Raw genomic sequence first — 11,493 nt, forward strand, 5'->3', positions numbered from 1 at the left:
CCGTGGCGTTTTGTGGTCTACACGCGACGCCCCCCTATCACTCCGCTGGTGTCAGCCACTCCGCGAAGGGTGTCAGATCATCCCGCAGGTCGCCGCGCGTCACCCGGCGATAGAGATGCTGTAGCCGTGCCGTGACCGAGTCGTTCTCGATCGGCCGGCCGGGAGCCGGTGCGCCGGCTCGGGCCCCGATATGGCGGCCATCGAGCTCGCGCAGCGGCAACAGCTCCGCCGCGGTCCCAGTCACGAAGGCTTCGTCAGCCGTATAGAGCTCGTCGCGGGTGATGCGCCGCTCGCGCACCTCCAGCCCCAGCACTTCCCGCGCCAGGCATATCACGCTGTCGCGAGTGATGCCTTGCAGGCAGGAGGTCACCTCCGGTGTATGCAACACGCCGTCGCGCAGCAGGAAGACGTTCGCCGCCGAGGCCTCGGCCACGTAGCCTTCGGGGTCGAGCATGATCGTCTCGTCGAAGCCCGCCTTGACTGCCGTGTTGAGCGCCAACATGGCGTTGACATAGTGGCCGTTGGTCTTGGCACGGCATAGGCTGATATTGACGTGATGGCGTGCCCACGATGAAGTCAGCGCCCGCAGGCCGACCGCTGAGGCCTCGGGCGAAATGTAATCGCCCAGATCCCAGGCCGCGACCATGACATGGGTGGTCAGTCCCTTGGCTCGCAGGCCCAGGCCCTCGGCGCCGAAGTACACCGTTGGCTTGAGATAGGCATTGGTCAAGCCATTGCGGGGCAGGCACTGACGCTGGGCCTCGATCAGCGTCTCGGCATCGAAGGCCAGCGACATATCCAGGGCATGGGCACTGTCGAGCAGGCGTCGGGTATGCTCGGCGACACGAAACAGCCGCGTGCCACCGGCTCCGGCGTAGGCGCGCACGCCCTCGAAGCAACCCATGCCATAGTGAAGGGTATGGGTGAGCATGTGGGTACGCGCGTCTCGCCAGGGCAACCAGTCGCCGTCGTGCCACAGCCAGCCGTCGCGGTCGTATAGCGGGGTCATCTTGCGTTCCTTGTAAAATCGTTGCGCCAGCCGTCGATCAACGCGCGCTGGTGGGGCTGCAATGCCTGATAGGCCCAGGCGGCGATCTCGTCATTCTGCGGGTCCGCCACCCGGGTCCGGCTGTCGGCCAATGCCTCGATCACCGCGTGGCCGCAAAGCGGCGCATAGCCTTCCGAATAGCCGCCTTCATGCACCAGCACCAGTCGGCCATCGCAGGCTCGTCCGGCGAGCGACCTTATTTCGGTGGTCATGCGGGCAAAGGCCTGGCTGTTGAGCAGCATCTTGCCCAGCGGGTCCTTGGCGCCGGCATCATAGCCGCAGGCCACCACGATCATCTGCGGCGCGAAGGCCTCGATAGTGGGCACCACTAACTCGGACATGGCGTAGTCATAAGCGCCGATGCCGCAGCCCGGCGGCAGGGGCAGGTTGAGATTGGCGCCTCGTCCCGCACCCTCGCCCTGCTCCTCGAAGAAGCCGGTATCGAGCGGATAGTTGCCGGCCTGGTGGAGCGACACCGTGAGCACGTCGGGCTCAGCGTAGAAGGCCGCCTGCTGACCGTTGCCGTGATGAACATCCCAGTCGAGGATCGCCACGCGCCCCACCTGGCCAAGCGCACGAGCGCGCATCACCGCCACCGGTATGTTACCCAGCAGACAGAAACCGCGCCCCCGATCGGCTTCGGCGTGATGGCCCGGCGGCCGACATAGTGCATAGGCGTTATCCAGCTCGCCGATGGCGACGGCTTCCACGGCAGCGATCGCCAGGCCCGCCGATTGACGCGCCGCGGCAAGGCTCCCCGGGGTGTAGGGAGCACAGTCGCCTCCATTACCGCCCCTGGCGCGATCCCCGGCCTCGAGCCGGTCGAGATAGCGAGGGGTATGGAAGCGTTCAAGGTCCTCGCGAGAGGCTGGCGGCGGCTTGCGCACTTCGAGCTCGTCGATTAGCCCCGACACCTCGAGCAGGTTCTTCAGCCGCCGCTTGCTTTCGGCGCTTTCCGAGGCGGGTTGCGGCTGGAGGAACTCGCCGGGCGCCGAGAACACTCCGATGGCGCCCGGGTCATGCCAGAAGCAGCGCTCGTGCCAGAAAAAGCCGCTGCCTTTCGCCGTGCTCATCCCCGCGCCTCCCGCTGCTCCCAGACCTCGATGGCCGCGGCCAGGTCCTCGAGCGAGGCCCCCACCGACTTGAACAGCGTGATCGCCTCGGGCGACGAGCGCCCCGGCTTCTCGCCTCGCAGCAGCTCGGCCAGTTCGGCGCGGATCGCCTCGAAGGCGAAGCCGCCCTCGTCGATCGCCTGGAGGATATCGCCGGCCTCACCCTGGGCGCCGGCATAGGTATCGACGAACACCTCGCTGCGGGCCAGGCACTCAGCGTCGGTTTCACGCATGGTCGGTCGAAAGGCGCCGATCAGGTCCAGATGCGTCCCCGGCGACAGCCAGTCGCCATGGATCAACGGCTCGGCTGCGAGCGTCACGCAGCTGATGAGGTCCGCCTCACGAGTGGCTGCCTCCAGATCGGTGAACGCCGCCGTATCGAAGCGATCGGCATAGTCGGCCGCCAGCGCCTCGGCTTTTTCCGGGTGGCGCCCCCAGATCCGCACCCGTTTGATGGGCCGCACGGCGGCGTGGGCCTCGATGACCATCGGCGCGAGCTTGCCGGTGCCTACCACCAGCAGGGTCGCGGCATCGTCGCGGGCCAGTTCGCGGGCCGCCAGCGCCGAGGCCGCGGCGGTGCGCCGCCGCGTCAGCTCGCTGCCGTCGATACAGGCCAGCGGCCGCCCGTGAACACCCTCACTGAGCAGATAGACGCCGGCAATCGCCGGTACGCCCTGCGCTGCGTTCTGGGGAAAGACGTTGATCATCTTGACGCCAATATAGCCGGCCTGCTCCCAGGCCGGCATCAGCAGCATGGTGGCCTCGCCATCGGGCCGATGCATGGCATGGTGATGCCGCGGTGGCGATTCGACGCCCTCCCGAAAGGTGGTGGCCAACCGCTCGATCAACGCCGACCAGGGCAGCGATGCCGCCACGTCCTCGGCGGAAATAATCTGCATCTCAGGCCTCCGGCAGCGCCGCAATGACCATGATCTCGACCTTCCATTCCGGCTTGGCCAGCTTGGCTTCCACGGCGGCACGCACCGGCGGGCGACCCGGGGTCACCCAGCCGTCCCAGGCCGCATTCATCTGGTCAAACTCGGCCATGCTGGTCACCCAGATCTGTGCTGAGATCAGATGCTCCCTGGAGGTGCCCGCCTTGGCGAGCAGTCCATCGATCTTGCCCAGCACTTGCTCGGTCTGTCCGCGCATGTCGGCCGAGGGATCGCTCGGGACCTGGCCAGCCAGGTAGGCGGTGCCGTTATGCACGGTGATCTGGCTCATGCGGGCATTGCTGTCGTGATACGTAACGGTCATGGCGTGTTCTCGCTTTTCAGTGGCTGTCTTTAAGTGACTCGGTTTTCAGTATCGTGATTTTCGGGGTATGGATTTCAGTGGATGGAATTGCGTAACAGTTTCTCCTCTCAATGGCCCATAAAGCCGCTCATGAAGGCGGCCAGGTTTTCGCCTAGATGCCGGGTCGGGTACCCCCCTTCCTGCACCAGCACCATAGGCAGATCGATGTCGGCGAGACGACGCCCCACGGTGATGAAGTCGTCGGTCTCCAGGCTCAGGCCGGCCAGCGGGTCGGCCTTGTGGGCGTCCACCCCCAGTGCGACCACCACCGCCTCCGGCTGAAAGTCACGCAGCTGCGCGATCAAGCGGTCCAGCGCCTCGAGAAAGACAACGCCATCGCTGCCAACCGGCAACGGCAGGTTAACGTTGCAGCCTCTACCCTCGCCCTCGCCTGTCTCGTCGGCGCCACCCCAGAAGAAGGGATAGAAATCCGCCGGGTCGGCGTGCAGCGAGCCGGTCCAGACATCATCGCGCGCATAGAAGATGTCTTGGGTGCCGTTACCGTGATGCAGATCGACGTCGATGATCGCGACCCGCGCATGCTGTTCGCGCAGCACCGTTGCCGCCAGCGCCGAGTTGTTGAGAAAGCAGAAGCCGCCGGCCCGCTCGGGGCCGGCGTGATGCCCCGGGGGTCGACACAGCGCATAGGCGTTGCGCTCACCGTTGAGCACCGCATCGGCGGCGGCCTCGGCGGTCGCCGCGCTGGCCAGGAAACCGGCGAAACTGTCAGCGGTCATCGGACAGGCCATGTCGTGCATGTGCCAGCCGACCTGCCCCACCGGATGGCGCGGATAATGATGCCCACCGCCGCAGGGGTGGATATTGGGCGCGACGATTTCGGCGGCATCGGGCAGCGCCCGCCAGCGCGCGTGAATGGTCTCGAGGAATGTTAGATAGCGCGGCGTGTGTACCCTGGCCAGGCGGGTGCGTAGCGAAGACCCATCGACTTCGGTGGGTGCGGTCAGCGACAGCCCCGCCTGGGCGAGGCCCTCCGAGAGCATTTCCGCTCGCACGGGCCCCTCGGGGGAAGCCACCGGCTTGCCCCGCAGCAGGAAACTCGGTGGGGCATGGCGCTCCTGGTCGGGATGGTAGAACAGCTTCATCGAGGCTTCCTTTTTATCGAGGCCTGCTTTTCATTAAGGCCTCCTTGGCATCAGTTCAGCAGTGAGGGAATCCAGGTGGAAAGCGACGGGAAGACGACCAACAGCAGGATCACCACCAGGAAGGCCACATAGAACGGCAGCGAGGCAATGATGGCTCGTTCGAAGGGCACGTTGGCGATCCTCGCTGCCGTCATCAACGTCATCCCCACCGGGGGTGTGACGTTGGAGATATTGAGCACGACGATCATCAGGATGGCGAAATGTAGCGGGTCGACGCCCAGCTGAATCATCGCCGGCACCAGCACCGGCGCCACCACCACCAGCGCCGGCAACACGTCCATGACCGTGCCGACCAGAATCAGCAGCAGACAGACCAGCATCAGCTGCAGGAATGTCGAGTCACTGAAGGTGGTGATCAACCCCGCGGCGTCTCTGGCAATGCCGGAGCGCGTAACGAACCAGCCGAGCACCGCCGACGTCGCCAGCAGGAAGAACACCACCCCGGAAAAGCGCACCGTTATCACCAGTGAATGCCAGATCTTGCGCCAGGTGAGCGTGCGATAGAACACCACCCCGATCACGATCGCATACACCGCCGCGAACCCCGAGGCCTCGGTAATGGTCGTCAACCCCGAAAGAATACCGCCAAGGATGATCAGCGGCACGATCATCGCCGGCAGTGCCATCAGGAAGGCCATCAGTGCCGCTTTCAGTGGCGTCGGCGCCTGCTTGGGATAGCCGCGTTTCCAGGCCAGGAAGAAGCTCACCGCAAGCAGCGCGAGGGCCATCAGCAGGCCGGGAATGATGCCGCCGGCGAACAGGTCGATCACCGAGATGTCACGCAGCAGGGTGGCGTAGACCACCATCACCACGCTAGGCGGGATGATCGGCCCGATGATCGATGAACAGGCGGTGATCGCCGCCGCGTACTCGGCGTCATAGCCCTGCTTCTTCATTTCGGGGATCATGATCTTGCCGATCGCCACGGTATCGGTAATCGCCGCCCCGGTCAGGCCGGCGAAGAACACCGAGACCGAGATGTTGACGTGCGACAGCGCCCCGCGGACGCGTCCGAACAGCGCATTGTTGAAGGCGATCAGCTTGTGGGTCAGGCCGCCCTGGTTCATCAGCTCGGCGGTGAAGATGAAATAGGGCACGGCGATCAGCAGAAATCCCGACACCCCGGAAAACATGCGATCGGCGATGATGCCGAGCATGCGCTCGCCACCTATGGCGAAGCCGCCGGCAAGACCCGACATGGCCATGACCACGGCGACCGGCGCCCCGATCAGCAGCAACAGCACAAACGCGATGATCGCGGGCGTCATGAGCGCGCCTCCGTGTCGTTGGACTCGATGAGTTCTTCGATCAGCGTCTCGTCGTCGATGAAGTGCTCCAGCAGGTCGAAGCCCTGCACGAGATGAAGCAGGATGATCACGCCGCTCAAGGGCACCACGATGGCAGTAAACTTGCCGTGGATCTGGATCTGGTCGGAGACCATGTAGACCTGGGAAGTCCCCAGGAAGAAGTCCCAGCCGTACCAGACCAGCAGCAGGGCGAAGAGCGCGATGACCCCCAGGCAGAGGCCAGCCGCCACCTTGAGCAATACCCGCGGCAGACTGCGCACCAGCAGTGTCATGGCGACGTGTTCGCCATAGCGCAGCGAAATGGTCATCGACAGAAAACCGATCCACGGCAGGAAAAGCCGGGCCAGCGAGTAGGTCCAGCTCAAGGTACTGCCGGTCATGAGCTTGTACACGAAGGCGGTGAAGGAAATACCCAGCATCAACAGGATGCAGGCCACGCAGGCCACGATAGCAACGTGATTGACGCCGTCACTGACCCGGCGCAATGAGGCAAGAAGGCGCATGGAGCGGTTCCTCGAGGCATGTCGACCGAAGCCAAATCGGGTTGCGCCGAGCGCCGGGCCGTCGCGGCCCGACGCCCGATAACAGCGAATCGCCGGCGGACTTACTGGCCGTAGCGACTGACGTCCTCGTCGGAGACTTCCTCCCCGACCCGCGCCACCTCCTCGAGGAAAGCGTCGACCTTGTCGGCCTCGATGCCGAAGTCGTTGATGATCCAGTCACGCCAGGCGGGACGCGCGATCTCGGCCATGTTGGTCCGCTCCTCGGGCGGCATGATGTAGCACTCCTCGAAGCGCTCGCAGGACTCTTCCCAGCTGGCGGTGGCCAGCGCCCCCGACATGCCATGGCCGATCTCGACGGCCTCGCGGGCCGAGGTGACGATCGCTTCCTGCTGCGACTCGGTGAGGCTCTGAAACCATTCTTCGCTGACCAGCCAGGCAGCACTGTTATAGACATGACCGGTCAGGGTGGTGTAATCGGTTACCTCGTCGAAGTTGAAGGTGGTGTTGAGCACCGGGGCGTTGAACTGGCCGTCGGCCAGGCCGGTTTCCAGGGCCGTGATCACCTCGCCCCAGGGCAGCGGGGTCGCCGAGGCGCCCAGGGCCTTCATGATCGCCACATGGCCCGGATTCTCCTCGGTGCGGATATTGAGGCCTTCGAGGTCTTCCACCGTCTCGATCAGCCGCTCGTTGTTGGTAAACGCGACGAACCCGCCGCCATCGTCGAAGGTGCCCAGGTAGCGCATATCGGCTTCCTCGATGGTGCCGGACATGAAGTCGGCAAACCACTCCCCGTCGAAGAAGGTCCAGGCCTGTCGCCAGTTATCGAACAAGAAGGGTGCCGTCATCAGCTGGTAGTCGTCGTAGAAAGACGACATGGCACCGGTGGTGATGATGGTGGACTGCAGGGTACGTCCGCCTTGCACCTCGGAGGCCGTTTCCACCTCGGAACCCAGCTGGCTGCCTCCGAAGATGGACACCACAACTTCGCCATCTGTACGGGTCTCGACCAGGTTCTTGAAGTGCACCAACGCCGGGTAGACCTCATTGTTGCTCATGTCCTCGGGCAGGATGGTGGCGATGGCCATCTCGGTGGACTGGGCGTGCACATGGGTGGCGCCAATGGCCAGAGGAAGCGCGGCAAGTGTGGCGATACGGGGCAGGGACTTGAGGGGCATCGTGTCGTCTCCGAGTATTGTCGTTATGATCGAACGGCAGACCGCTTAGTTGCGGTCGCTATCCCTAGAGTAAGTCGACACGTCCCACTGCGCTTGCCCGACGCTGCGCAAGGCTTGCCCGAGACTCATGAACCCTCAATCGATGCGGCGATCTCCTGAGGGACTCACCTCGAACTGACGGCGATAGGCGCGCGAAAAGCTGCCCTGGTCGCGAAAACCAATCAACGACGCGATGTGGCCCAGACTCAGGGTACTGTGACAGACCAGGCTGCGGGCATGCTCGAGCCGGCGAAGCTGAACATAGGCCTGGGGCGTATAGCCCGTCAGGTGACGGAAGCAGTGATGGAAATGCCCGGTGCTCAGGGCGCAGAGTGCGGCAAGTTGCTCGACGCGGATGTCGTCGGCGAGATGACGGTCGATCCAGATATCCAGGCGTTGCATGTCCAGGCGCTCGCCAGTCTGATGAGTCAACGACAGGCCATCGACGCCGCCATGCGGCTCGGCTTTCAGATGCAGATAGAGCGCCCGAAGCAGCAGGGCTGCAATCTCGCTATGCAGGGCCGGACACTGTTCCAACTGGCGCATCAGGCTCCCGGCCAACTCGTTGAGCCCGGTCGGCACGCTGAAGAAACGCGGCTTGTCAAAGAGTCGCTCGATGCCGCTGCTGTCGCGCACCGACGCCAGGCTGCTCAGGGGGATATCGAGCACCAGGGTGCGGTTGCGACCATCGCCTACAAATTCATGATGACTCGTGCAGGGAATAAGACAGCCACGATTACCGGTGACGCGCTCGGCACAGCCCCCCATTGCCAGTTCGGTCGCCCCGCAGGTAGCCAGGATCAACTGGTGATAGTCATGCGCATGCGCGACATGTTCAGGACCCAGGATGCGTGATTTCAGTTCGAGAAACGACATGGCCGCGACCGGTTGCCCGCTTCAGCAATAGAGTTTCACCATACCCCGGGCACGGTGAAAATCAACTGAGACAACCAGGCCACCCGCCCCGGCCTTCCTTGGGGCAAGCGAGTTCTTGTTCACCGAAGGCTGGCGATCAGCAGCGCCCCTGCTTGCGCAGGCCCGGCGGGCAGAAGCGTCCATGGCCGCGATTCTCTCGTTGACCCCGATAGTCTGGATAGCCGCGGCTTTCTCGATAACCGCGGTCTCGATAGCCGCGGTGCTGTCGATAACCCCGTTGATACTCTCGCTCGGCGCGGCGATGGTGGCGTTTCTGATAGCGGTCGTGGTGTCGGTACTGGCGATAATGGCGATCGCCGCCGCGATAATCGCGATGACCGGAGGCCCCCTCAATCTCGATCAGCGGCTTGGAATGGATTCGCGCCGGCTGGTAGCTGCAGCCGGCCAGGGTCAGGGTGGCGGCGATTAGCGTCAGCAGCAGCAGCAGGCGCATGGGCGTTTTCATGGCAATACCTCGCAAGGTAGTGAACGGAAGCGGGACTCCCTGCGTTCCCGGCCTGGCATCCCTTGCCGCTCATCTCATGCGGTTGCCTCTCTGGGCGGGGCGTCTCGAACACCGTTCGCTAACGCTACCCTTCCACTGCATGCCCTGTCCTCCCCAGGCTGTGTAAAGAGCAAGGAAAGACCATGCACGCTCAGCAGCGGCCCTTCTTGGCCTGGCCTGGCGGGCAGAAGTTGCCGTCTCGCGAGTGTCCGCCGCGGTCGTCGTCGATGACGATCAGCGGCTCGGACTTGATACGCGCGGGTTGATAGCTGCATCCGGCGACAAGCAGGACACCACACAGCATGATGAACAGGGACAACGGTCTGAATGACATGGAAAGCTCCTTAATATGAACAAGCGCTTGTATTCTAACGAAGCCGCGGCCTCCTGCCTGCCGTATCCATCAAGAGACAGTGGCCAGGCGCGACGAAACGCGCGACATTAACAGACCGTTCGTCTGCTTACAGGCTTGTCGCCATCATGGACACCCTTCGCCGCCACGCCCTGCTGATCATCATTCTCGGCAGCCTGGTCATTTCGCTCGCCATGGGCCTGCGTCACGGCTTCGGCCTCTTCCTCGAGCCCATGAGCAGCGACCTCGGCTGGGGGCGCGAGGTGTTTGCCTTTGCGCTGGCGCTGCAGAACCTGATCTGGGGCCTGGCACAGCCGTTCACCGGGGCCTTGGCCGATCGTTTCGGCGCCGCGCGAGTCATCGTGGTCGGCGGGCTGCTGTATGCGCTGGGGCTGGTCATGATGGGCATGTCGGACTCTGCATTGGGCATGTCGCTGAGCGCCGGGCTATTGATCGGCCTGGGACTTTCCGGCACCACCTTCTCGGTGATCCTGGGTGCCGTGGGCCGCACGGTGGCGCCGGAAAAGCGCAGCCTGGCCATGGGCATCGTCAGCGCCGCCGGCTCCTTCGGCCAGTTCGCGATGCTGCCCGGCACCCTGGGCCTGCTGCAATGGCTCGGCTGGTCCGCCGCTCTGCTGGTGATGGGCGGGCTGGCCGCCCTGATGGTGCCGCTGGGCGGCATGCTGCGCGACCGGCCTTCGCAGCGTCAGGCAAGCGACTTGTCACTCGGCGCCGCACTGGACGAGGCCGCCAACCATCGCGGCTTCTGGCTGCTCTGTCTGGGCTTCTTCGTCTGCGGCTTCCAGGTGGTGTTCATCGGCGTGCACCTGCCGGGCTATCTGTTCGACAACGGCATCGCCGTGCAGGTGGGCAGCACCGTGCTGGCGCTGGTGGGGCTGTTCAACATCGTCGGCACCTATACCGCCGGCTGGCTGGGCGGCCACCACTCCAAGCCACGCCTGTTGACCTGGCTGTACCTGGCCCGCGGCGTGGTGATCACGCTCTTCCTCGTGGCACCGCTGAGCACCACCAGCGCGTATCTGTTCGGTATCGCCATGGGCTTGCTGTGGCTCTCCACGGTGCCGCTGACCAACGGCATCGTCGCCTCGGTCTTCGGGGTGCGCCATCTTTCGATGCTCGGCGGCATCGTCTTCCTGTTCCACCAACTGGGCTCGTTCATGGGCGTCTGGCTGGGCGGTTTCTTCTACGACCTCAACGGCGATTACGACGTGGTCTGGAAGCTTGCCATCGTGCTGTCGATCGTGGCGGCCGCCCTGCACTGGTTCATCAACGAAGCCCCCGTGGACCGTTCCGCCCCCGCGCAGGTCGAGGCATGACGCGCCGTCATTTCATCCCGATCGCCGCCTTGCTCGGCACCGCGGCAGCCACGGCGCTTGCCTGGTGGGGCTGGCAGGTGGCGGATGCCAGCCTATTGCTGCTTGGTAGCCGGCTCTGTTGAGTGCGTCTCCACTGCCCCGGCGGCGATGGGCCGCCCCACCGTCAAGGCATCGCGCAATCGCGGCGGCATCTCCCGATAGGCGGCGTCCGCCTCGACACCGAGACCGTCCAACACCTTGGTGAAGAAGGCACGCGCCGCCGCCATGGCGACGATGTCGAAGATCTCGTCATCGGCAAACCCGACGGCGCGCAAGCGCTCGGTATCCGACTCGGTCACTTCTGCGGCATACCCCGCCACCTTGCGGGCGAAGGCCACCATCTCGCGCTCCGCGTCGGTCAGGGTGCGCGGCTCGCGGCCCTCGGCGATGGCTTGGACGTCCTGGGTGCCGATCAGCGCCGTCAATGCCTGACCGTGGGCCAGCGCGCAGTACGAGTTGCCCAGCGTTTGGGCGGCCGCCAGCGTGACGAGTTCGAAGCGCCGGGGCGCGATATGGCGGCGGATTGTTGCCAATAGCGCCGCCCAACTCGCCATGATATCGGGGCGGTAGCAAAAGACCCGGGCGTAGTTGGGCAAGTAGCCGAAATGTGCCTGCTGGCGCTCGTACATGGCCCGTACCTCGCCCGTGGCCTGTTCGGGGGGCGTCGTATGGATAAAGCTCATGTCGTGATCTCCTGGTGTT

The 11,493-nt window shown here is 64.4% G+C and carries 14 protein-coding genes; 2 read left to right on the forward strand and 12 right to left on the reverse strand.

All coding sequences use genetic code 11. The features are described 5' to 3' along the window. Window positions 1-37: 37 nt before the first annotated feature. The 11 genes from BM341_RS10705 to BM341_RS10755 all read right to left on the reverse strand — a co-directional run bounded on the left by BM341_RS10705 (window position 38) and on the right by BM341_RS10755 (window position 9,397). A complete protein-coding gene (locus tag BM341_RS10705) occupies window positions 38-1,009 on the reverse strand; it encodes a branched-chain amino acid transaminase (RefSeq protein WP_089795759.1) in 972 nt (323 codons plus the stop codon). Continuing rightward, window positions 1,006-2,121 carry a class II histone deacetylase gene (locus BM341_RS10710; RefSeq protein WP_089795761.1) on the reverse strand — a complete coding sequence of 372 codons (1,116 nt, stop codon included), beginning with the start codon at window positions 2,119-2,121 and terminating at the stop codon, window positions 1,006-1,008. The genes BM341_RS10705 and BM341_RS10710 overlap by 4 nt, the downstream gene beginning before the upstream one ends. Further along, window positions 2,118-3,059 (reverse strand): bifunctional Delta(1)-pyrroline-2-carboxylate/Delta(1)-piperideine-2-carboxylate reductase, encoded by a 942-nt coding sequence (gene lhpI, locus BM341_RS10715; protein ID WP_089795764.1) that lies wholly within the window; start codon window positions 3,057-3,059, stop codon window positions 2,118-2,120. The genes BM341_RS10710 and lhpI overlap by 4 nt, the downstream gene beginning before the upstream one ends. Window position 3,060: 1 nt before the next feature. Then, window positions 3,061-3,417: a RidA family protein gene (locus BM341_RS10720; RefSeq protein ID WP_089795766.1), complete on the reverse strand. Its 357-nt coding sequence runs from the start codon at window positions 3,415-3,417 to the stop codon at window positions 3,061-3,063. A gap of 107 nt (window positions 3,418-3,524) precedes the next feature. Beyond that, window positions 3,525-4,559: a histone deacetylase family protein gene (locus tag BM341_RS10725; RefSeq protein WP_089795768.1), complete on the reverse strand. Its 1,035-nt coding sequence runs from the start codon at window positions 4,557-4,559 to the stop codon at window positions 3,525-3,527. Between the two features lie 50 nt (window positions 4,560-4,609). After that, window positions 4,610-5,887, reverse strand: a complete 1,278-nt coding sequence (locus BM341_RS10730) for a TRAP transporter large permease (RefSeq protein ID WP_089795770.1) — start codon at window positions 5,885-5,887, stop codon at window positions 4,610-4,612. Beyond that, a complete protein-coding gene (locus tag BM341_RS10735; RefSeq protein ID WP_089795772.1) occupies window positions 5,884-6,429 on the reverse strand; it encodes a TRAP transporter small permease in 546 nt (181 codons plus the stop codon). Before BM341_RS10735 ends, BM341_RS10730 begins: the two co-directional genes overlap by 4 nt. A 101-nt stretch (window positions 6,430-6,530) precedes the next feature. Next, window positions 6,531-7,604, reverse strand: coding sequence for a TRAP transporter substrate-binding protein DctP (gene dctP, locus BM341_RS10740; protein ID WP_089795774.1), 1,074 nt, complete (start codon window positions 7,602-7,604; stop codon window positions 6,531-6,533). A gap of 135 nt (window positions 7,605-7,739) precedes the next feature. Further along, complete coding sequence (locus BM341_RS10745; protein WP_089795776.1) at window positions 7,740-8,519, reverse strand: helix-turn-helix domain-containing protein; 780 nt, start codon at window positions 8,517-8,519, stop codon at window positions 7,740-7,742. A 136-nt stretch (window positions 8,520-8,655) separates the two neighbouring features. After that, a complete protein-coding gene (locus tag BM341_RS10750; RefSeq protein ID WP_139232997.1) occupies window positions 8,656-9,024 on the reverse strand; it encodes a hypothetical protein in 369 nt (122 codons plus the stop codon). 190 nt (window positions 9,025-9,214) lie between these two features. Beyond that, complete coding sequence (locus tag BM341_RS10755) at window positions 9,215-9,397, reverse strand: hypothetical protein (protein ID WP_089795780.1); 183 nt, start codon at window positions 9,395-9,397, stop codon at window positions 9,215-9,217. A 146-nt stretch (window positions 9,398-9,543) separates the two neighbouring features. Here BM341_RS10755 and BM341_RS10760 point away from each other — a divergent pair, with 146 nt between their 5' ends. After that, window positions 9,544-10,752, forward strand: coding sequence for an MFS transporter (locus tag BM341_RS10760; protein ID WP_089795782.1), 1,209 nt, complete (start codon window positions 9,544-9,546; stop codon window positions 10,750-10,752). Next, window positions 10,749-10,874 (forward strand): hypothetical protein, encoded by a 126-nt coding sequence (locus BM341_RS19655; RefSeq protein ID WP_281246496.1) that lies wholly within the window; start codon window positions 10,749-10,751, stop codon window positions 10,872-10,874. The genes BM341_RS10760 and BM341_RS19655 overlap by 4 nt, the downstream gene beginning before the upstream one ends. Here the strand turns inward: BM341_RS19655 and BM341_RS10765 are convergent. Continuing rightward, window positions 10,845-11,474 (reverse strand): carboxymuconolactone decarboxylase family protein, encoded by a 630-nt coding sequence (locus tag BM341_RS10765; RefSeq protein ID WP_089795784.1) that lies wholly within the window; start codon window positions 11,472-11,474, stop codon window positions 10,845-10,847. The genes BM341_RS19655 and BM341_RS10765 overlap by 30 nt on opposite strands. Window positions 11,475-11,493 lie beyond the last annotated feature (19 nt).

It is taken from the genome of Halomonas korlensis (assembly GCF_900116705.1).
GTDB classification, from domain to species: Bacteria; Pseudomonadota; Gammaproteobacteria; order Pseudomonadales; family Halomonadaceae; genus Halomonas; species Halomonas korlensis.

Bases quoted from the DNA above. Each gene is read 5' to 3' on its own strand.
- BM341_RS10760 (WP_089795782.1), top strand. From the start codon at position 9,544: ATGGACACCCTTCGCCGCCACGCCCTGCTGATCATCATTCTCGGCAGC.
- BM341_RS10705 (WP_089795759.1), bottom strand. From the start codon at position 1,009: ATGACCCCGCTATACGACCGCGACGGCTGGCTGTGGCACGACGGCGAC.
- BM341_RS10725 (WP_089795768.1), bottom strand. From the start codon at position 4,559: ATGAAGCTGTTCTACCATCCCGACCAGGAGCGCCATGCCCCACCGAGT.
- BM341_RS10730 (WP_089795770.1), bottom strand. From the start codon at position 5,887: ATGACGCCCGCGATCATCGCGTTTGTGCTGTTGCTGCTGATCGGGGCG.
- BM341_RS10710 (WP_089795761.1), bottom strand. From the start codon at position 2,121: ATGAGCACGGCGAAAGGCAGCGGCTTTTTCTGGCACGAGCGCTGCTTC.
- BM341_RS10755 (WP_089795780.1), bottom strand. From the start codon at position 9,397: ATGTCATTCAGACCGTTGTCCCTGTTCATCATGCTGTGTGGTGTCCTG.
- lhpI (WP_089795764.1), bottom strand. From the start codon at position 3,059: ATGCAGATTATTTCCGCCGAGGACGTGGCGGCATCGCTGCCCTGGTCG.
- BM341_RS10720 (WP_089795766.1), bottom strand. From the start codon at position 3,417: ATGACCGTTACGTATCACGACAGCAATGCCCGCATGAGCCAGATCACC.
- BM341_RS10735 (WP_089795772.1), bottom strand. From the start codon at position 6,429: ATGCGCCTTCTTGCCTCATTGCGCCGGGTCAGTGACGGCGTCAATCAC.
- BM341_RS10765 (WP_089795784.1), bottom strand. From the start codon at position 11,474: ATGAGCTTTATCCATACGACGCCCCCCGAACAGGCCACGGGCGAGGTA.
- BM341_RS19655 (WP_281246496.1), top strand. From the start codon at position 10,749: ATGACGCGCCGTCATTTCATCCCGATCGCCGCCTTGCTCGGCACCGCG.
- dctP (WP_089795774.1), bottom strand. From the start codon at position 7,604: ATGCCCCTCAAGTCCCTGCCCCGTATCGCCACACTTGCCGCGCTTCCT.
- BM341_RS10750 (WP_139232997.1), bottom strand. From the start codon at position 9,024: ATGAAAACGCCCATGCGCCTGCTGCTGCTGCTGACGCTAATCGCCGCC.
- BM341_RS10745 (WP_089795776.1), bottom strand. From the start codon at position 8,519: ATGTCGTTTCTCGAACTGAAATCACGCATCCTGGGTCCTGAACATGTC.